We start from the raw sequence: 19,282 nt of genomic DNA, 5'->3' as shown, positions 1-19,282 counted from the left end.
ATTACTTCTTGGTACCGAACATACCGAAGCGATCGGCGAACTTCTGTACGCGACCACCGGTGTCCAGGACTTTCTGCTTACCGGTGTAGAACGGGTGGCACAGGTTGCAAACGTCGATCGCCAGGGTGCTGCCCAGGGTCGAACGGGTTTCAAACTTGTTGCCGCAGCTGCAGGTGACTGCAACTACTTCGTAGTTCGGATGAATATCTGCTTTCATGGTCACTTCCTCGAGCTGCGTGCCGCCACCCAACACCAATTGTTGAATACCGCACGTAATTAGGCGGCGAATAATACCAGAGCATCACGCCAACGCAAGTTGTCGCTTGCACCGACCGTCGTCTGCTAGGCTCGCCAGTCTTTGAAACGCCCTCCGAGACTTTCCGCGTGTCCGACGTCATCCTGCGCCTTGCCCTGCCCTCCCCGCTGCGTCGCCTGTTCGACTACAAGGCGCCGGCAAGCATGGCACGCCAGGCCTTGACTCCGGGCATGCGCATTCGCGTGCCATTCGGCCGCCGCGAAATGATCGGCGTGCTGGTGGAGGTGTGCGAGCAGAGCGAAGTGCCCGCCGACAAGCTCAAGCCGGCCAGCGCCCTGCTCGACCCGGTATCACCGATCCCGCCGTCGCTGTTCAAGTTGTGCTTGTGGACCGCCCAGTATTACCAGCACAGCCTGGGTGACACGCTGAGCTGGGCCTTGCCGACCCTGCTGCGCCAAGGCGAACCTGCCGAGATGCGCCAGGAGCGCTTCTGGCACGTCGCCCCCGGCGCCCGCCTGGAAGACCCGCGCATCGCCCGCGCTCCGCGCCAGCGCGATGCCCTCAAGACCCTGGCCCAGCACCCGCATGGCGTGGCCCACAGCCTGCTGGCCAAGCTCAATCTGAACAAGGACAGCCTCGACCTGCTGCTGGCCAAGGACCTGGTGCAGATCGAGGTCCGCCGCCATCTGCCGGCACTTCGCCACGAACACTGGCTGGCACAGCCGGAACTGCCGCTCAACGAAGAGCAACGCGAAGCATTCGACGCCGTGCGCGAAGGCTTTGGCGGCTTTGGCGCCTTCCTGCTGGCCGGTGTCACCGGCAGCGGCAAGACCGAGGTGTACCTGCAACTGATCCGCGAAACACTGGAAGCCGGCAAGCAGGCCCTGGTGCTGATCCCGGAGATCAACCTCGGCCCGCAGACCCTGGCCCGCTTCGAGCAACGCTTCAACGCCCGCATCGCCCTGCTGCATTCGGCGGTGAACGACCGCGAACGCCTGGATGCCTGGCTGGCAGCCCGGGACGGCGAGGCCGACATCATCATCGGCACCCGCTCGGCACTGTTCACGCCGATGAAGAACCCCGGCCTGATCATCATCGACGAGGAGCACGACGGCTCCTATAAACAGCAGGAAGGCCTGCGCTATCACGCCCGCGACCTGGCGCTGGTACGTGCCCACCAGGAAAACGTCCCGATCCTGCTCGGTTCTGCCACTCCATCGCTGGAAACCCTGCACAACGCCCTGACCGGTCGCTACCGCCTGCTGCGCATGAACCAGCGTGCCGGCGGTGCCCGCCCGCCACGCATGCTGCGCCTGGATGTGAAGAGCCTGCCGCTGGACAGTGGCATCAGCGGCCCACTGCAGCAAGCCATCCGCCAAACCCTGGAAGCGGGCCAGCAAGTACTAGTGTTCCTCAACCGCCGCGGTTTCGCCCCGACCTTGCTGTGCCACGATTGTGGCTGGCTGTCCGAATGCCCGCGCTGCGATGCGCGCATGACCGTGCACCAGCGCTCCGGCGTGCTGCGTTGCCACCATTGTGGCTATGACGAGCGCCTGCCGCAGCAGTGCCCGCAGTGCAACCACGTTGACCTGCGCCCGGTCGGCGCCGGCACCGAGCGCGCCGAGGAGCGCCTGAAAGTGCTGTTCCCGGATTACCCGATCCTGCGTGTGGACCGCGACAGCACCGCGCGCAAGGACGCCATGCACAACCTGTTCAGCACCATCCAGCGCGGCCAGCCGAGCATCCTTGTCGGCACCCAGATGCTCGCCAAGGGCCATCACTTCCCGCGGGTGACCCTGGTGGCCATCCTCGATGCCGATGGCGGGCTGTTCTCCGGCGATTTCCGTGCCAGCGAACGCATGGCACAGCTGATCGTGCAGGTCGCCGGGCGGGCCGGGCGGGCCGAGGAACCCGGCAAGGTCATCATCCAGACCCACCTGGCCGACCATCCGCTGCTGGTGCAGCTTACCGAGCAGGGCTACTTCGCCTTCGCTGAGCAGGCCCTGGACGAACGCCGCGCCGCCGGGCTGCCGCCTTACTCGCACCTGGCGCTGCTGCGCGCCGAAGCGCACAAGCCCGGACAGGCCGAAGGTTTCCTCGACGAGGCCTGCGCCGCCGCCGAGCGCCTGGTGGCCGAACAGCGCCTGCCCGGCATCGAGCTGCTGGGGCCGGTGCCGGCACCGATGGAGCGCCGCGCCGGGCGCTTCCGCGCACAACTGTTGATACAGGCCAATACGCGGGCGCCTTTGCATCGACTGATCAGCGCCTGGTTGCTAGTGTTGGAGCAGATGCCGAGCGGGCGCCAGGTGCGGTGGTCGCTGGATGTCGACCCGGTAGACCTGTACTGAATCGACCGGCCTCATCGCCGGCAAGCCAGCTCCCACAGGTTGCGCGCACTCTTCTGTGGGAGCTGGCTTGCCGGCGATGAGGCCCTCGAACACAACATGGAACCCTTGATGGTTGCACCCCAAAGGTTGGCAACCCGCCCCCAGCCACGGATAATGCCCAGTTTTTCCACCTGCGCATCCAAGCGCTCCACCGCGCTTGCGGTCGAAAAGAGATCCCCATGAAAGACACCATTCGCCAGCTGATCCAGCAAGCCCTCACCCAACTCGTCACCGACGGTGTGCTGCCTGAAGGGCTGTCGCCGGCGATCCAGGTGGAAAACGCCCGGGACAAGACCCACGGCGACTTCGCCAGCAACATCGCCATGATGCTGGCCAAGCCGGCCGGCATGAAGCCGCGCGACCTGGCCGAGAAACTGATCAATGCCCTGCCGGCCAGCGCCGACATCAGCAAGGTCGAGATCGCCGGCCCCGGCTTCCTCAACTTCTTCCAGAACACCGACGCCCTGGCCAACCGCCTGGATGCCGCACTGGCCGACGCCCACCTGGGCGCGCGCAAGGCCGGCCCTGCGCAAAAGGTTGTGATCGACATGTCGGCACCCAACCTGGCCAAGGAGATGCACGTCGGCCACCTGCGTTCGACCATCATCGGTGACAGCGTGGCGCGCGTGCTGGAGTTCCTCGGCGATGACGTGATCCGCCAGAACCACGTGGGCGACTGGGGCACCCAGTTCGGCATGCTGCTGGCCTACCTGGAAGAAAACCCGATCACCAGCGACGAGCTGTCGGACCTGGAAAACTTCTATCGCGCCGCCAAGAAGCGCTTCGACGAATCCGAAGAATTCGCCACCCGCGCCCGCGGCCTGGTGGTCAAGCTGCAGGCCGGCGACCCGGACTGCATGGCCCTGTGGACGCGTTTCAAGGACATTTCGCTGTCGCACTGCCAGAAGACCTACGAGCTGCTCAACGTCAAGCTGACCATGGCCGACGTGATGGGTGAAAGCGCCTACAACGACGACCTGGCCAACGTGGTCGCCGACCTCAAGGCCAAGGGGCTGCTGGTCGAAGACCAGGGCGCCCAGTGCGTGTTCCTCGACGAGTTCAAGAACAGCGAAGGCGAGCCACTGCCGGTGATCGTGCAGAAGGCCGACGGCGGCTACCTGTACGCCACCACCGACCTGGCTGCCGTGCGCTACCGCAGCAACGTGCTCAAGGCAGACCGCGCCCTGTACTTCGTCGACCAGCGCCAGGCCCTGCACTTCAACCAGGTGTTCGAAGTTGCACGCCGCGCAGGCTTCGTGGGCCACCCGATGCAGATGGAGCACATGGGCTTCGGCACCATGAACGGTGCCGACGGCCGCCCGTTCAAGACCCGTGACGGCGGTACCGTGAAGCTGATCGACCTGCTCACCGAGGCCAAGGAACGCGCCTACGCGCTGGTCAAGGAAAAGAACCCGAGCCTGGCCGACGAAGAACTGCGCCACATCGGCGAAGTGGTTGGCATCGGCGCAGTGAAGTACGCCGACCTGTCCAAGCACCGCACCAGCGACTACAGCTTCAACTTCGAGCTGATGCTCAACTTCGAAGGCAACACCGCGCCTTACCTGCTGTACGCCTACACCCGCGTGGCCGGCGTATTCCGCAAACTGGGCAAGGGCTTCGATGAAGTCGACGGCAACATCGTGCTGCAGGCTGCCCACGAGCAGGACCTGGCCGCGCGCCTGGCGCAGTTTGGCGAAATCCTCAACAACGTCGCCGACAAGGGCACGCCGCACGTGCTGTGCAGCTACCTGTACGACCTGGCCGGCCTGTTCTCCAGCTTCTACGAGAACTGCCCGATCCTTGCCGCCGAAACCCCGCAGCAGCAGCAGAGCCGCCTGCGCCTGGCGGCCCTGACCGGCCGCACCCTCAAGCAAGGTCTGGAACTGCTCGGCCTGGAAACCCTGGAGCGCATGTAAGTTGGCTGCCAAGAAAAAACCTGCACCCAAACGCGGCGCCAGCCGCCAGACGGCGCCGGCCAAGCAGCCGATTCCCGGTTGGGTATGGCTGGCGGTCGGCCTGACCGTAGGCGCGTTCATCGTGTTCCTGATGAAGCTCGAGCCTGGTGGCGAAGACATCAAGCGCACCAAGCCGGAGCAGCAGAAAGCGGACAAAGTGGCCGAAGCCGGCAAGTCGGCGCAGCCCACTCCGCAGCAGCCTGTGAAGCCGAAGTACGACTTCTACACGCTGCTGCCGGAGTCCGAGGTGATCGTGCCGCCGGAGGCCGTACCAGAGAAGACACCACCCGTCCCGGCCCAGCCGGTGACCCCGGTGACGCCAGCCGAAGCGGCAAAGATCGACACGGCGCGAGCCCAGGCAGCATTGATGGGCCAGACACCGCCACCGGCACCGCCAGTCATCAAGCCGGCGGCGACCACCCAGTTCTTCCTGCAGGCCGGCTCGTTCCGCAAGCAGGCCGATGCTGACAAGGTGCGCGCGCAGATCATCCTGCTGGGGCAGTCGGTAAAGGTAGAGTCGGGCACGGTCAAGGACGAAACCTGGTACCGCGTGCTAGTGGGCCCGTTCAGCAACCGCGAGCAGCTGACCGGGGCGCAGAAGCAGTTGGCCGGGGCAGGTTTCAGCAACCTGCTGCTGCAACAGCGGCAGACCCGTCAGTAACCTGCGTTCGGGGGGCGCTTTGCGCCCCTATCGCGACACAAGGCCGCTCCTACAATGTGCGGGTAAACCTGAAAGTCGGGTTTACGCGCCCCCTGTAGGAGCGGCCTTGTGTCGCGATAGGGCTGCAAAGCAGCCCCCATGTGAACTCAACCCCGCCCCGCATTCCGCTCGGAAACCTGGCTGTTCAGCGTCCAGAAGTCATACAGAACCCCCACCAGGAACAGCCCGCCGGTAAAGAAGTAGATGATTGCGGTGATCCACTTGCCCTGATACAGCCGGTGCAGACCAAACACCCCTAGGAAGGTCAGCAGGATCCAGGCGATGTTGTAGTCAATGCGCCCGGACTGGAACCGGAGGTCAGCTTCACGGTCCATGGACGGGATCAGGAACAGGTCAATCAACCAGCCGATGCCCAGCAGGCCCAGGGTGAAGAACCAGATGGTGCCGGTTACGGGCTTGCCGTAATAGAAACGATGCGACCCGGTAAAGCCGAAAATCCATAGCAGGTAGCCAATGGTCTTGCTGTGGGTGTCGTGAAACGGCGCCCCCTGTTGATAACTGTTCATTCATAGCCCCCGTGGGTTATCCGAAAATTTTCTAAGAAAAAATGTGACTTTCTTGTCGCAGGCCGACGTACGGCACCTGGACAATCGACCAACGGATCAAAGATTGATCAAAAAGCTGTTATAAAGTTGCGCGCCCAACACATAACTATTCATAAGAGCTTCATCTATGCCGCCTTTACTCAAGACATGGCTGACCCTCTGCCTATTATTGCCCCTGGCCGCCCACGCCACCAATCGTGAGCAACGTCTTCCCAATGGTTTTACCGGCTACACCACCAATGCCTCGGTAAGACACGCACCAGTCAAGCAGACCGCGCTGCGCACCCGCCCAAGCAATGCCGCCATCAGCCGCAGCGTGCCCGGTGCGCCAGTCGCCGCCATGTCGCCGAAGCAGAGCAGCGATGTGCTCAGCCGCGCGGTGAATGTGCTCGGCACCCCTTATGTCTGGGGCGGCAGCAGCCCGAAGAAAGGCTTCGACTGCAGCGGGCTGGTCAAATACGCCTTCAACGACGTCGCCGACGTCGACCTGCCGCGCACCTCCAATGCCATGGCCCAGGGCCACGGCATCAAGGTGGCCAAGGGTGACCTGAAGCCAGGCGACCTGATCTTCTTCAACATCAAGAGCCGTCGGGTGAACCACGTTGCCATCTACCTGGGCAACGACCGCTTCATCCATGCTCCACGCCGTGGCAAGCGGGTGAGCATCGACACCCTGAGCAAGCCTTACTGGCAGAAGCATTACGTGGTGGCCAAGCGAGTGCTGCCGAAAGAACAGCAGCAACTGAGCCTGGCCAAGCGCTGATCTGATCGGCGCTCTCCTGTATCGGCCTCTTCGCGGGCACGCCCGCTCCCACAGGTACACCACAGCATTCGAAGGCTGTGTTATCCATGTGGGAGCGGGTTTACCCGCGAAAGGGCCAGCACAGGCACTATAGATCGCTGATCAGCCCCCTCTCCTTCAACCCTCGCATCGCCCCTTCCATCGTCCGCATCCCGTCCGCACCACCCGCCTGCATCACCGAACACAACTGCGCCATTCGCCCTTCCCGAACCAGGTTACGCACCGCTGACGTCACCACCAGCACTTCCCGCGCAGCAACCCGCCCTCCGCCCGCGCGCCTGACCAGCACCTGCGCTACCACCAGGCGCAACGACTCGGCCAGCATCGCCCGCACCAACGGTTTCTCTTCGGCAGCGAACACCTCCACCAACCGGTCAACACTGCTCACCGCCGAACGGGTATGCACGGTCGCCAGTACCAGGTGCCCGGTCTCAGCCGCACGCAAGGCCAGGCGAATGGTTTCCAGGTCGCGCAGCTCACCGATCATGATCACATCCGGGTCCTGGCGCAGGGCACTGCGCAGCCCCTGGGCGAACCCACCGCAATGGCGGCCGACCTCACGCTGGTTGACCAGGCTGCGCTGGCTGCTGTGGATAACTTCGACAGGGTCCTCAAGGGTGATGATATGCAGAGCACGATCTCGGTTCAGTTGGTCGAGCAGTGCCGCCAAGGTGCTGGACTTGCCACTGCCGGTCGGCCCACCGACGAGGATCAAGCCATCTCGGCACTGCGCAACAGCTTGAAACACATCGACCAGGTCGAGTTCATCGAGCGTGGCTATATGCCCCGGGATCAGGCGAAAGGTGGCCGCAGGGCCGTGCAACTGGCGAAACAGATTCAGCCGAAAGCGCCCTAGCGCCGGCAATTCCAGCGCCAGGTCCAGCTCATCACCCTGGGCCCATTGTCGGCGCTGGTCTTCATCCAGCATGGGTGCCATGCCCTCGGTCAAGGTCGCCGGGCCCAAGGTCGGCAGGGCCATGCGCTGCAGCTCGCCATCCAGGCGCAACATCGGTAACTGGCCCGCCGCCAGGTGCAGGTCGGAAGCCCCCGCATCCACGGCCCGGGCCAACAGGTCGGTCACATCCATGAGACTCCCCAAAGGCCTTCAAGTAGGTAGAATGCCGCAAACCCTCCAGCCGCCGGCATCAGTCCATGTCCACCCTAGCAGACAACCTTTCCGCTATTTCCGCCCGTATCGCCAGCGCTGCCCAGGCTGCCGGGCGTGATCCGGCCAGCGTCCAGTTGCTGGCCGTGAGCAAGACCAAGCCAGCCAGCGCCATCCGCGAAATCCACGCCGCCGGCGTATGCGATTTCGGGGAAAACTACCTACAGGAAGCGCTGACAAAGCAGCAGGCACTCGGCGACCTGTCCTTGATCTGGCACTTCATCGGCCCCATCCAGTCGAACAAGACCAAAGCCATCGCCGAGCATTTCGACTGGGTACATTCCGTGGACCGCCTGAAAATCGCCCAACGCCTCTCGGAGCAGCGCCCGGCCGGTCTGCCACCACTGAACATCTGCCTGCAGGTGAACGTCAGCGGCGAAGACAGCAAATCCGGCTGCACCCCTGCCGACCTGCCGGCCCTGGCCAAAGCGGTAGCCGCACTGCCCAACCTTCGCCTGCGCGGGCTGATGGCCATTCCCGAACCCACTGATGACCGCGCCGCCCAGGAAGCCGCCTTCGCCACCCTGCGCCAGTTGCAGGAAGGCCTCGGCCTTGGTCTGGACACCCTGTCCATGGGCATGAGCCACGATCTGGAAGCGGCCATTGCACAGGGTGCGACCTGGGTGCGTATCGGTACCGCCCTGTTCGGTGCCCGCGATTACGGGCAGCCCTGATTCCATGCTTTACTCACTCTTTCCTACAAGGACCTGACATGAGCAAGACTCGTATTGCCTTTATCGGCGCCGGCAACATGGCCGCCAGCCTGATCGGTGGTCTGCGTGCCCAGGGCCTGGACGCCTCGCAGATCCGCGCCAGCGACCCGGGCGCCGAGACCCGCAGCCGCATCCAGGCCGAGCACGGCATCGAAACCTTCGAGAACAACGCCCAGGCCATCGATGGCGCCGACGTCATCGTGCTGGCGGTCAAGCCGCAGGTCATGAAAGCCGTATGCCAGTCCCTGCAACCGAACCTGCAGGAAGGCCAGCTGATCGTTTCCATTGCCGCCGGCATCACCTGCGCCAGCCTGCAAAGCTGGGTCGGCGCTCGCCCGGTGGTTCGCTGCATGCCCAACACCCCGGCACTGCTGCGACAGGGCGTCAGCGGCCTGTACGCCACCGCGGAAGTATCCAGCGAACAACGCCAGCAGGCCGAGCAACTGCTGTCGGCCGTGGGCACCGCCCTGTGGCTCGAGCAGGAGCAGCAACTGGACGCTGTGACGGCAGTATCCGGCAGCGGCCCGGCGTACTTCTTCCTGCTGATCGAAGCCATGACCGCGGCAGGCGAAAAGCTTGGCCTGCCACGTGAAACTGCCTCCCAGCTGACCCTGCAGACTGCCTTGGGCGCCGCACGCATGGCGGTTGCCAGCGATGTCGATGCTGCCGAACTGCGCCGCCGAGTCACCTCGCCTGCAGGCACTACCGAAGCGGCGATCAAGTCGTTCCAGGCCAGCGGCTTCGAAGCCATCGTCGAACAGGCGCTGCAGGCTGCGGCTACACGTTCCGCCGAGCTGGCCGAACAACTGGGCAAATAAGGAGCTTCAGATGAATGCACTGTCCGGCGCCGCGATCTTCGTGGTGCAAACCCTGGTCAGCCTGTACCTGGTGATCGTCCTGCTGCGCTTTGTCCTGCAGCTGGTCAAGGCCAACTTCTACAACCCGCTGTGCCAGTTCGCCGTGCGCGCCACACAGCCGCTGCTCAAGCCGATTCGCCGAGTCATCCCCAGCGTTGGTGGGCTGGATACCTCGTCGCTGCTGTTGTCGGTGGTCATCCAGGCGCTGCTGATGGCTTTCGTGCTGATGGTCACCTACGGGACCTTCGGTGACATCCTGCACCTGCTGATGTGGGCCATCATCGGTATCACCTCGCTGTTCCTGAAGATTTTCTGGGTCGCGATGATCGTCATGGTGATCGTGTCCTGGGTTGCTCCCAACAGCCACAACCCGGCGGCTGAGCTGGCCTACCAGATCAGTGAACCGGTGCTGGCACCGTTCCGCCGCATCGTGCCCAACCTGGGCGGCATGGACATCTCGCCGATCTTCGCCTTCCTCGCGATCCAGGTAATCCAGTCGTTCGTCATGCCGCCGCTGGCCGCCTACGCCGGCATGCCACAAGAGCTATGGCGGATGATCTGAGCCCCAGCTGACTCTGGTTGCTTCCAGCGACAAGCCTCTGCTTGCCGCTGGGGGTAGCGCTCTTTAGACTTACGCCTCCGTCAAGCGTGAGCAGGGTCGATGTCCACTGTCTTTCCCGAAGATTCCGTCGGTCTGGTAGTACCGCAAACCGCCCGGTTCGATGAACCGCTGGCCCTGGCCTGCGGTCGCTCCCTGGCCAGTTACGAACTGGTCTACGAGACCTATGGCACCCTGAACGCCAGCGCGAGCAACGCCGTGCTGATCTGCCATGCCCTCTCCGGCCACCACCATGCCGCTGGCTACCATGCCGCCACCGACCGCAAGCCGGGCTGGTGGGACAGCTGTATCGGCCCTGGCAAGCCGATCGACACCAACCGCTTCTTCGTGGTCAGCCTGAACAACCTGGGCGGCTGCAACGGCAGCACCGGCCCCAGCAGCATCAACCCGGCCACCGGCAAGCCCTACGGCGCTGACTTCCCGGTGCTGACCGTGGAAGACTGGGTGCACAGCCAGGTGCGCCTGGCCGAGCGCCTGGGCATCCAGCAGTGGGCCGCCGTGGTCGGTGGCAGCCTGGGTGGCATGCAGGCGCTGCAGTGGACCATCAGCTACCCCGAGCGTGTGCGCCATTGCGTCGACATCGCCTCGGCTCCCAAGCTGTCGGCACAGAACATCGCTTTCAATGAAGTGGCACGCCAGGCCATCCTCACCGACCCCGAATTCCACGGCGGTTCGTTCCAGGACCAGGGCGTGATCCCCAAGCGTGGCCTGATGCTGGCGCGCATGGTCGGCCACATCACCTACCTGTCGGATGACTCGATGGGTGAAAAATTCGGCCGCGAGCTGAAGAGCGACAAGCTCAACTACGACTTCCACAGCGTCGAATTCCAGGTCGAGAGCTACCTGCGCTACCAGGGCGAGGAGTTTTCCGGGCGCTTCGACGCCAACACCTACCTGCTGATGACCAAGGCGCTGGACTACTTCGACCCCGCCGCCGCCCAGGGCGGCGACCTGGCAGCCACCCTGGCCCACGTCAAGGCGGATTACTGCATCATGTCGTTCACCACCGACTGGCGCTTCTCCCCGGCCCGTTCGCGCGAGATCGTCGACGCCCTGATGGCCGCGCGCAAGAATGTCTGCTACCTGGAGATCGACTCGCCTTACGGGCACGATGCCTTCCTGATCCCCACGCCTCGCTACATGCAGGGTTTCTCGAACTACATGAACCGCATTGCCATCTGAGGACAGCATGAGAGCCGATCTGGAAATCATCCACGACTGGATCCCCGCCGGCAGCCGGGTACTCGACCTGGGTTGCGGCAGCGGCGAACTGCTGGCCTCGCTGCGCGACCGCAAGCAGGTCACCGGCTATGGCCTGGAGATCGACGCCGACAACATTGCGGCCTGTGTGGCCAAGGGCGTCAACGTCATCGAGCAGGACCTGGACAAGGGCCTGGGCAACTTCGCCAGCAACAGTTTCGACGTGGTGATCATGACCCAGGCCCTGCAGGCCGTGGAGTACCCCGACCGCATCCTCGACGAGATGCTGCGCGTGGGCCGCCAGTGCATCATCACCTTCCCCAACTTCGGCCACTGGCGTTGCCGCTGGTACCTGGCGACCAAAGGCCGCATGCCGGTTTCGGACTTCATGCCGTACACCTGGTACAACACGCCGAACATCCACTTCTGCACCTTTGCCGACTTCGAAGAGCTGTGCCACGAGCGCCGCGCCAAGGTGCTAGACCGCCTGGCGGTCGACCACTTGCACCGCAACGGGTGGGGTGGCCGGCTTTGGCCTAATCTTCTAGGTGAGATCGGCATCTACCGTGTCAGCAGCCCGGGCCTGCAAGAACATCAGCTCGCGGTCTGACGCCCACCGGAGGAATCACCCCATGCGTCGCCTAGCCCTGTTCCTGATCAGCCTGTGCCTGGCCCTGCCGGTACTGGCTGCCGATGCTGCCCGTCCCGAGCGCAAGGAAGTGTTTGGCGACGTGACGGTGCACTACAGCGCGTTCACCTCGAGCATGCTGACACCGGAGGTGGCCGCAGCCACCGGCCTGGTACGCAGCAAGAACCAGGGCGTACTCAACATCGCCGTGCTCAAGGCCAACAAACCCGCCATGGCGGTGGTCAGCGGCACGGTCAAGGACCTGACCGGGCGCAGCAGCCCGCTGTCGTTCAAGCAGATCACCGAACAGGGCGCGGTGTACTACATCGCCCAGTTCAAGATCGACCAGCCAGAAACCGTCACCTTCGACCTGAATATCGAAACCGGCGGTATCAGCAACTCCCTCAGTTTCAACCAGGAAGTGTTCCCAGGCGAATGATGAATTTCCAGCAACTCGTATTGGCCAGCCACAACGCCGGCAAACTCAAGGAACTCCAGGCCATGCTCGGCGCGTCCGTGCAACTGCGCTCGATCGGCGAGTTCAGTCAGGTCGAGCCGGAAGAAACCGGCCTGTCGTTCGTCGAGAATGCCATCCTCAAGGCGCGCAACGCCGCACGCATTTCCGGCCTGCCGGCCCTGGCCGACGATTCTGGCCTGGCGGTGGACTTCCTCGGCGGCGCGCCGGGCATCTACTCGGCGCGCTATGCCGACGGCAAGGGTGATGCGGCGAACAATACCAAGCTGCTCGAAGCACTGAAAGACGTGCCTGAAGCCGAGCGCGGTGCTCAGTTCGTCTGCGTCCTGGCACTGGTGCGCCATGCTGACGACCCGCTGCCGATCCTGTGCGAAGGCCTGTGGCACGGGCGCATCATGTTCGAGGCCAGTGGCGAGCACGGCTTTGGCTACGACCCGCTGTTCTGGGTACCGGAGCGCAGCTGCTCCAGCGCCGACCTGGCCCCTGTGGACAAGAACCAGCTCAGCCACCGCGCCCGCGCCATGGCCCTGCTGCGCCAACGTCTGGGCCTGGCATGATCGAAACGCTGTCCAACCCCGGCGCGGCGGGTTTCACCAGCCTGCCGCCGCTGGCGCTGTACATCCACATCCCGTGGTGCGTACGCAAATGCCCTTACTGCGACTTCAACTCCCACGCTGCCGGGCCTGAACTGCCGGAAGATGCCTACGTCGCCGCCCTGCTGACCGACCTCGACCAGGAGCTGGCTGCCGTGCAAGGCCGGCCGATCAGCTCGATCTTCTTCGGCGGCGGTACCCCCAGCCTGTTCAGTGCCGACGCCCTTGGCCGGCTGCTGCGTGGCGTGGAACAACGTATCCCGTTTGCGCCGGACATCGAAATCACCCTGGAGGCCAACCCGGGCACGTTCGAGCAGGACAAGTTCAAGGCCTACCGGCAAACCGGTATCAATCGTCTGTCCATCGGTGTGCAGAGCTTCCAGCCAGCCAAACTGCAGGCGCTGGGGCGTATCCACAATGGCGATGAAGCGGTCCGCGCCGCCGGCATGGCGCGCGCCGCCGGCTTCGACAACTTCAACATGGACCTGATGCACGGCCTGCCCGACCAGTCGCTCGACGACGCGCTGGGCGACCTGCGCCAGGCCATCGACCTGGGGCCGACGCACCTGTCGTGGTACCAGCTGACCGTGGAGCCGAACACGGTGTTCTGGAACCAGCCGCCCGAGCTGCCCGAGGACGACATCCTCTGGGATATCCAGGAGGCCGGCCAGGCACTGATGGCCGAACACGGCTTCCGCCAGTACGAAGTCTCGGCCTATGCCCAAGCGGGGCGCGCTGCCCGGCACAACCTCAACTACTGGCGCTTTGGCGACTTCATCGGCATCGGCGCTGGTGCCCACGGCAAGCTGACCTTCGCCGACGGGCGCATCCTGCGCACCTGGAAAACTCGCCTGCCCAAGGACTACCTGAACCTGGCCAAGCCGTTCAAGGCCGGCGAAAAGCTGCTGCCAGTCGACGAGCTGCCGTTCGAGTTCCTGATGAATGCCCTGCGCCTGACCGATGGGGTGGAAGCCGAACTGTTCACCCAACGCACCGGTTTGCCGCTGGCACAACTGCGCGAGGCACGCCGCGCGGCCGAACAAAAGGGCCTTTTGCAGGTCGAACCGGATCAACTGGTGGCCACGCCGAGGGGCCAGTTGTTCCTCAATGACCTGCTGCAGTATTTCTTGACCTAAGGATGACCCATGGATCTGGTACTTGATCTGCTCGCGACGGTTTCTCGCTGGAGCCGCAGCAACCTGTCGGAGATTTCACTGGCCTTGGTAGGCTGCCTGCTGGTGCTGTTCGGCACCGATATCAAGGGCTGGGTGGAACAACGCCTGGGCGGCCTGGCGGGCGCCCTGCGCGTACCGTTCATGGCCTTGCTGGTGATGATCGGCAGCGGTGCGGCGCTGATCTATGCCACGCCTTGGGTGGTGAAAGGGCTGAGCCAGTTCAACAACTACGCGCTGGCGCCGGTGTTGCTGGTGGTACTGGTGCTGATCGGGGTGGTGGCGGATCGACGGGGCTGAACCACGGCCTTGCACTGAACCTTGCAGGAGCGGCCTTGTGTCGCGAAAGGGCCGCAAAGCGGCCCCAGCAATTGCTGCCTCACCGCTGACATCCTGGGGCCGCTACGCGGTCCATCGCGACACAAGGTCGCTCCTACAATGACCGCGTAATCTGGCGAGTACAGAGATGGGTTGTAAAAGCTGCCCCGGAGAATCAGGGCAGCCCTACCACCTGACTAGCCCTTACCGGGCATCATCGAAGTGATCGCGCATGAAGTCCCGAACGGTCCTGAGCACAGTCAAAATCCGGATGAACGTCCAAACGCGGCTCAGCGCATCAAGCAAACGCTTCATATGCCTTGGCCTCCGTGTTGACGGGCCAATCTTCCAGCATCTAACCGGCACTTCGATGCCTTCGAAAACTGTGTGAGAGTCTTCTTTGAAGTGGCCAGGTCAATGGCCCTTCGAAGAGGTGCACCGGCACGGTTCTCAGGCCGTGTCGAAGGGACCGGAAAGCAGAATTCTTCTCCTACCCGGCCCATCACTGATTTCATCCACACAGGAGCAGCGCGATGATACTTGGAATGCTCATCCAAGACTGTTAACCGCTCCGACACACGTGATGCCGGATATTTCTGAGCATTGACGTTCCCCCGCTACGCTGCCTATGATCAGCCAACTGTGTGAGGGTTTTCTGTGAAACCTCAGAGCGAAGGATACTCAGTCCTGTCGCTCACATAAAAAAACCGCCCTTCTCAAGGCGGTTTTTTTTCGCCTGCATTTCTGCAGGCATCGGCATATCGAAAGGCCGTATCAGCCGGTCAATCCACCTTCTCGAACTTCAAATCCCAAACCCCGTGCCCCAGCCGCTCGCCGCGGCGTTCGAACTTGGTGATCGGGCGTTCTTCCGGCCGTGGCACGTAAGTACCGTCGGCCGCACGGTTGCGATAGCCCGGGGCAGCGCTCATCACTTCCAGCATGTACTCCGCATACGGTTCCCAGTCGGTGGCCATGTGGAACACGCCACCGGGCTTGAGCTTGCGCCGTACCAGTTCGGCGAACTCCAGCTGGACGATGCGGCGCTTGTGGTGGCGCGCCTTGTGCCATGGGTCGGGGAAGAACAGCATCAGGCGGTCGAGGCTGTTGTCCGCCACGCAGCGGTTCAGCACTTCGATGGCATCGCAGTCATATACCCGCAGGTTCTTCAGGCCCTGGCTCAGCACGCCGTTGAGCAGCGCACCAACACCCGGGCGGTGTACTTCCACACCGATGAAGTCCTGTTCAGGCGCGGCAGCAGCCATTTCCAGCAGGGAATGGCCCATGCCGAAGCCGATCTCCAGGGTGCGCGGCGCCGAGCGACCGAACACCTGGTCGTAGTCCACCGGGCTGTCGGCCAGCGGCAGGATGTACAGCGGGCCGCCCTGCTCCAGGCCACGTTGCTGGCCTTCGGTCATGCGCCCGGCGCGCATCACGAAACTCTTGATGCGGCGGTGCGGGCGGGCTTCGCCGTCGGGGGTGATCGGCGTATCGTGCGATTCAGTCATCAGGGGCTCTTACTTGATCAGACCATCCAGCGGCGAAGAGGCGCTGGCATAGAGTTTCTTCGGCATACGGCCGGCCAGGTAGGCCATGCGACCGGCAACGATGGCGTGCTTCATGGCCTCGGCCATCAGCACCGGCTGCTGGGCGTGGGCGATGGCCGAGTTCATCAGCACAGCTTCGCAGCCCATTTCCATGGCGATGGTGGCGTCGGACGCAGTACCCACACCAGCATCCACCAGCACCGGCACCTTGGACTCTTCCAGGATGATCTGCAGGTTGTAGGGGTTGCAGATACCCAGGCCGGTACCGATCAGGCCAGCCAGCGGCATGACCGCAATGCAGCCGGCTTCGGCCAACTGGCGGGCGATGATCGGATCATCGCTGGTGTAGACCATCACATCGAAACCGTCTTTGACCAACACTTCGGCGGCCTTGAGGGTTTCGATCACATTGGGGAACAGGGTTTTCTGGTCGGCCAGTACTTCCAGCTTGACCAGGTTGTGGCCATCCAGCAGTTCGCGGGCCAGGCGGCAGGTGCGCACGGCTTCGACCGCGTCGTAGCAGCCCGCGGTGTTCGGCAGGATGGTATAGCGGTCCGGAGGCAGCACATCGAGCAGGTTCGGCTCGCCCGGGTTCTGGCCAATGTTGGTGCGGCGCACGGCTACGGTGACGATTTCGGCACCCGAGGCTTCGATGGCCAGGCGGGTTTCTTCCATGTCACGGTACTTGCCGGTACCGACCAGCAGGCGCGACTGGAAAGTACGCCCGGCCAGGGTGAAGGGCTTGTCGCTACGAACGTTGCTCATGGTTGTTCCTCGGGAAAAGGTTGCTGGGCTTGCAGGTGAATCGCCGGCCAGAATCAGCCGCCACCGATGGCGTGGACCACCTCGACCTGATCGCCGTCGTTCAACAGCGTGCTGTCGTGCTGGCTACGCGGCACGATATCCAGGTTCAGTTCCACCGCGACGCGGCGCCCGGTCAGCTCCAGGCGGGCCAGCAGGGCCGCGACACTTTCGCCAGCGGGCAATTCGTAAGGTTCACCGTTCAGTTGAATGCGCATGCGCACGGCCACCATTGTTCTTTGGGGGCCCGCATTCTAGCGCTGAACCGCCCTGCAACCCAAGGGCGCTGCACACCATTAGTCGTGATTGTGGACCACCCGGTCAACCGAGCCGCCAGGCTGCCAGGCCCAGGCACAGCCAGCCGGCGAGGAAGCACAGGCCACCAATCGGGGTGATGATGCCGAGCTTGCCCAGGCCGCTGAGGGTCAGCAGGTACAGGCTACCGGAGAACAGCACTATCCCCACGGCAAACAGGCCGCCAGCCCAGCCGACCAGGCGCCCTGGCAGGTGCACCGAGAGCACGGCGACAGCGAAGATCGCCAGGGCATGCACCAACTGGTAGGTCACACCAGTCTGGAAGATCGCCAGATAGTCGGCCGTCAGCCGGCTTTTCAGGCCATGGGCGGCGAAAGCGCCCAGGGCGACACCGGTGAAGCCGAAAAAGGCGGCAAGCATCAGGAAGCTGCGAAGCATGGGACGACTCCTTGGATCGGGTCTGTATAATGGCCCCTTCCACCCGTACGGCCAAGCCATCGCCATGCTGCCAACCCTTCTCCGCCGCCTCTCTCGCGCCCTGCTCTGGTTCGCTGCCGGCAGCATTGTGCTGGTACTGGTGTTCCGCTGGGTCCCACCACCCGGTACGGCGCTGATGGTGGAGCGCAAGGTGCAGTCCTGGGTGAATGGCGAGCCGATCGACCTGCAGCGCGACTGGGAGCCGTGGGAGAACATCTCCGACGACCTCAAGGTCGCGGTCATTGCCGGCGAGGACCAGAAGTTCGCCAACCACTGGGGCTTCGACATCCCGGCCATCCAGGCAGCGCTGGCCTACAACGAGCGCGGCGGCAGCATTCGCGGTGCCAGCACCCTGACCCAGCAGGTGGCCAAGAACCTGTTCCTGTGGTCCGGGCGCAGCTGGTTCCGCAAAGGCCTGGAGGCCTGGTTCACCGCGTTGATCGAGCTGTTCTGGTCGAAGGAGCGGATTCTCGAGGTCTACCTGAACAGTGCCGAATGGGGCAAAGGTGTGTTTGGCGCCCAGGCGGCAGCGCGCTACCACTTTGGCGTCGATGCCAGCCGGCTTAGCCGCCAGCAGGCGGCGCAGCTGGCGGCGGTGCTGCCGAGCCCGATCAAGTGGAGCGCCAGCCGGCCGAGCGCCTATGTGGCCAGCCGTGCCGGCTGGATTCGCCGGCAGATGAGCCAGTTGGGTGGGCCCAGCTACCTGATGCAGCTCGACACTTCGCGCAAACTTTGAGCCTTTTGGGGCTGCTGCGCAGCCCATCGCGACACAAGGCCGCTCCTACAGGGGATCGCAGTCTCTTGTAGGAGCGGCCTTGTGTCGCGAAAGGGCCGCAAAGCGGCCCCAAAATCCCCCGGCCAAAAAAAAGCCGCTCACCCTACGCGGGCCAGCGGCTTTTCCTTGGAGCCAGGGCTCGATCAGGCCGCGATCAGCGCCTTGACCTTGTTCATCGCATTCTTCTCCAACTGGCGAATCCGCTCAGCCGAAACGCTGTACTTGTCCGCCAGCTCATGCAACGTGGCCTTCTCTTCCGCCAACCAGCGCTGGTAGAGAATGTCGCGGCTACGCTCGTCCAGCCCTTGCAATGCTTCGTGCAGGTTGCTGGTGGAGTTGTCGCTCCAGTCGGCATCCTCCAGCTGCACCGCCGGGTCATAACGGTGGTCTTCCAGGTAATGCGCAGGCGACTGGAAGGCACTGTCGTCGTCAGCTTCCGCTGCCGGGTCGAAGGCCATGTCCTGGCCGCTGAGGCGGCTTTCCATCTCGCGCACTTCACGCGGCTCCACGCCCAGGCTTTCCGCCACGCGGTGCACTTCGTCGTTGTTCAGCCAGGCTAGACGCTTCTTCTGGCTGCGCAGGTTGAAGAACAGCTTGCGCTGGGCCTTGGTGGTGGCCACCTTGACGATGCGCCAGTTGCGCAGGATGAACTCGTGGATCTCTGCCTTGATCCAGTGCACGGCGAACGACACCAGGCGCACGCCCATTTCCGGGTTGAAGCGCTTGACGGCTTTCATCAGGCCGACGTTGCCTTCCTGGATCAGGTCGGCCTGGGCCAGCCCGTAGCCGGCATAGCTACGGGCGATATGTACGACGAAACGCAGGTGGGCCATCACCATTTGACGAGCGGCCTCGACATCCTGCTCATAATAGAGACGCTCGCCCAGATCACGCTCCTGCTCGACAGTCAGCAGCGGGATGCTGTTGACCGTGTGCACGTAGGCTTCCAGGTTTGCACCAGGTACCAGGGCATAGGCAGGTTGCAACGATGTGGTCATTCAAGAACCTCCGACTTACAGAACTT

22 protein-coding genes are annotated in these 19,282 nt (G+C 63.6%); 14 read left to right on the top strand and 8 right to left on the bottom strand.

Annotated elements, in window-relative coordinates:
• Position 1: 1 nt before the first annotated feature.
• Positions 2-217 (bottom strand): 50S ribosomal protein L31, encoded by a 216-nt coding sequence (gene rpmE, locus IMX18_RS25900; RefSeq protein WP_003257833.1) that lies wholly within the window; start codon positions 215-217, stop codon positions 2-4.
• A gap of 167 nt (positions 218-384) precedes the next feature.
• Between rpmE and IMX18_RS25895 the strand changes: the two genes are divergently transcribed.
• The 3 genes from IMX18_RS25895 to IMX18_RS25885 all read left to right on the top strand — a co-directional run bounded on the left by IMX18_RS25895 (position 385) and on the right by IMX18_RS25885 (position 5,259).
• Entirely contained in the window at positions 385-2,604 is a 2,220-nt protein-coding gene (locus tag IMX18_RS25895) for a primosomal protein N' (protein ID WP_015272144.1), read from the top strand.
• 218 nt (positions 2,605-2,822) lie between these two features.
• The gene (argS, locus tag IMX18_RS25890; protein ID WP_013974613.1) at positions 2,823-4,559 is read left to right on the top strand and encodes an arginine--tRNA ligase; all 1,737 of its coding nucleotides are present in this window, start codon (positions 2,823-2,825) and stop codon (positions 4,557-4,559) included.
• A 1-nt stretch (position 4,560) separates the two neighbouring features.
• Entirely contained in the window at positions 4,561-5,259 is a 699-nt protein-coding gene (locus IMX18_RS25885) for an SPOR domain-containing protein (protein ID WP_003257831.1), read from the top strand.
• Positions 5,260-5,405: 146 nt separating this feature from the next.
• Here IMX18_RS25885 and IMX18_RS25880 read toward each other — a convergent pair whose 3' ends face one another.
• On the bottom strand, positions 5,406-5,825 hold the full coding sequence (locus IMX18_RS25880) for an NINE protein (RefSeq protein WP_013974614.1): 420 nt from the start codon (positions 5,823-5,825) through the stop codon (positions 5,406-5,408).
• A 166-nt stretch (positions 5,826-5,991) separates the two neighbouring features.
• Between IMX18_RS25880 and IMX18_RS25875 the strand changes: the two genes are divergently transcribed.
• Positions 5,992-6,627: a C40 family peptidase gene (locus IMX18_RS25875; RefSeq protein WP_043935972.1), complete on the top strand. Its 636-nt coding sequence runs from the start codon at positions 5,992-5,994 to the stop codon at positions 6,625-6,627.
• Positions 6,628-6,754: 127 nt separating this feature from the next.
• Here the strand turns inward: IMX18_RS25875 and IMX18_RS25870 are convergent, their stop codons facing one another.
• A complete protein-coding gene (locus tag IMX18_RS25870; protein WP_139657895.1) occupies positions 6,755-7,753 on the bottom strand; it encodes a type IV pilus twitching motility protein PilT in 999 nt (332 codons plus the stop codon).
• 65 nt (positions 7,754-7,818) lie between these two features.
• On the opposite strand from IMX18_RS25870, the gene IMX18_RS25865 reads away from it, so the two are divergent.
• The 9 genes from IMX18_RS25865 to IMX18_RS25825 all read left to right on the top strand — a co-directional run bounded on the left by IMX18_RS25865 (position 7,819) and on the right by IMX18_RS25825 (position 14,388).
• A complete protein-coding gene (locus IMX18_RS25865) occupies positions 7,819-8,505 on the top strand; it encodes a YggS family pyridoxal phosphate-dependent enzyme (protein ID WP_139657896.1) in 687 nt (228 codons plus the stop codon).
• Between the two features lie 38 nt (positions 8,506-8,543).
• Positions 8,544-9,362 carry a pyrroline-5-carboxylate reductase gene (gene proC, locus IMX18_RS25860; RefSeq protein ID WP_015272148.1) on the top strand — a complete coding sequence of 273 codons (819 nt, stop codon included), beginning with the start codon at positions 8,544-8,546 and terminating at the stop codon, positions 9,360-9,362.
• Positions 9,363-9,372: 10 nt separating this feature from the next.
• Positions 9,373-9,963, top strand: coding sequence for a YggT family protein (locus IMX18_RS25855; RefSeq protein WP_013974619.1), 591 nt, complete (start codon positions 9,373-9,375; stop codon positions 9,961-9,963).
• Between the two features lie 99 nt (positions 9,964-10,062).
• Positions 10,063-11,202, top strand: coding sequence for a homoserine O-succinyltransferase MetX (metX, locus tag IMX18_RS25850; RefSeq protein ID WP_013974620.1), 1,140 nt, complete (start codon positions 10,063-10,065; stop codon positions 11,200-11,202).
• A 7-nt stretch (positions 11,203-11,209) separates the two neighbouring features.
• Positions 11,210-11,830, top strand: coding sequence for a methionine biosynthesis protein MetW (gene metW / locus IMX18_RS25845; protein WP_015272149.1), 621 nt, complete (start codon positions 11,210-11,212; stop codon positions 11,828-11,830).
• 22 nt (positions 11,831-11,852) lie between these two features.
• On the top strand, positions 11,853-12,287 hold the full coding sequence (locus IMX18_RS25840) for a DUF4426 domain-containing protein (RefSeq protein ID WP_013974622.1): 435 nt from the start codon (positions 11,853-11,855) through the stop codon (positions 12,285-12,287).
• The gene (gene rdgB / locus IMX18_RS25835) at positions 12,284-12,880 is read left to right on the top strand and encodes an RdgB/HAM1 family non-canonical purine NTP pyrophosphatase (protein WP_015272150.1); all 597 of its coding nucleotides are present in this window, start codon (positions 12,284-12,286) and stop codon (positions 12,878-12,880) included. Before IMX18_RS25840 ends, rdgB begins: the two co-directional genes overlap by 4 nt.
• Complete coding sequence (hemW, locus tag IMX18_RS25830; protein WP_015272151.1) at positions 12,877-14,052, top strand: radical SAM family heme chaperone HemW; 1,176 nt, start codon at positions 12,877-12,879, stop codon at positions 14,050-14,052. The genes rdgB and hemW overlap by 4 nt, the downstream gene beginning before the upstream one ends.
• Positions 14,053-14,061: 9 nt before the next feature.
• Complete coding sequence (locus IMX18_RS25825) at positions 14,062-14,388, top strand: DUF3392 domain-containing protein (RefSeq protein ID WP_003257821.1); 327 nt, start codon at positions 14,062-14,064, stop codon at positions 14,386-14,388.
• A gap of 800 nt (positions 14,389-15,188) precedes the next feature.
• Here the strand turns inward: IMX18_RS25825 and trmB are convergent.
• The 4 genes from trmB to IMX18_RS25805 form a co-directional block, all read right to left on the bottom strand.
• The gene (trmB, locus tag IMX18_RS25820) at positions 15,189-15,911 is read right to left on the bottom strand and encodes a tRNA (guanosine(46)-N7)-methyltransferase TrmB (protein ID WP_100412796.1); all 723 of its coding nucleotides are present in this window, start codon (positions 15,909-15,911) and stop codon (positions 15,189-15,191) included.
• 9 nt (positions 15,912-15,920) lie between these two features.
• A complete protein-coding gene (locus IMX18_RS25815; RefSeq protein WP_013974625.1) occupies positions 15,921-16,715 on the bottom strand; it encodes a thiazole synthase in 795 nt (264 codons plus the stop codon).
• 53 nt (positions 16,716-16,768) lie between these two features.
• Complete coding sequence (gene thiS / locus IMX18_RS25810; RefSeq protein ID WP_003257817.1) at positions 16,769-16,969, bottom strand: sulfur carrier protein ThiS; 201 nt, start codon at positions 16,967-16,969, stop codon at positions 16,769-16,771.
• A gap of 103 nt (positions 16,970-17,072) precedes the next feature.
• Positions 17,073-17,444: a DUF423 domain-containing protein gene (locus tag IMX18_RS25805; protein ID WP_015272153.1), complete on the bottom strand. Its 372-nt coding sequence runs from the start codon at positions 17,442-17,444 to the stop codon at positions 17,073-17,075.
• Between the two features lie 64 nt (positions 17,445-17,508).
• Between IMX18_RS25805 and mtgA the strand changes: the two genes are divergently transcribed.
• Positions 17,509-18,219 carry a monofunctional biosynthetic peptidoglycan transglycosylase gene (gene mtgA / locus IMX18_RS25800; protein WP_015272154.1) on the top strand — a complete coding sequence of 237 codons (711 nt, stop codon included), beginning with the start codon at positions 17,509-17,511 and terminating at the stop codon, positions 18,217-18,219.
• Positions 18,220-18,401: 182 nt separating this feature from the next.
• Here mtgA and rpoH read toward each other — a convergent pair whose 3' ends face one another.
• Positions 18,402-19,256 carry an RNA polymerase sigma factor RpoH gene (gene rpoH / locus IMX18_RS25795; protein ID WP_003249083.1) on the bottom strand — a complete coding sequence of 285 codons (855 nt, stop codon included), beginning with the start codon at positions 19,254-19,256 and terminating at the stop codon, positions 18,402-18,404.
• Positions 19,257-19,282: the final 26 nt, after the last annotated feature.

The organism is Pseudomonas shirazica (assembly GCF_015168335.1).
Classification (GTDB): Bacteria; Pseudomonadota; Gammaproteobacteria; order Pseudomonadales; family Pseudomonadaceae; genus Aquipseudomonas; species Aquipseudomonas asiatica.
The sequence above is the reverse complement of the archived record's forward strand: the minus strand, read 5'-3'. Positions and strand labels throughout refer to the sequence as shown.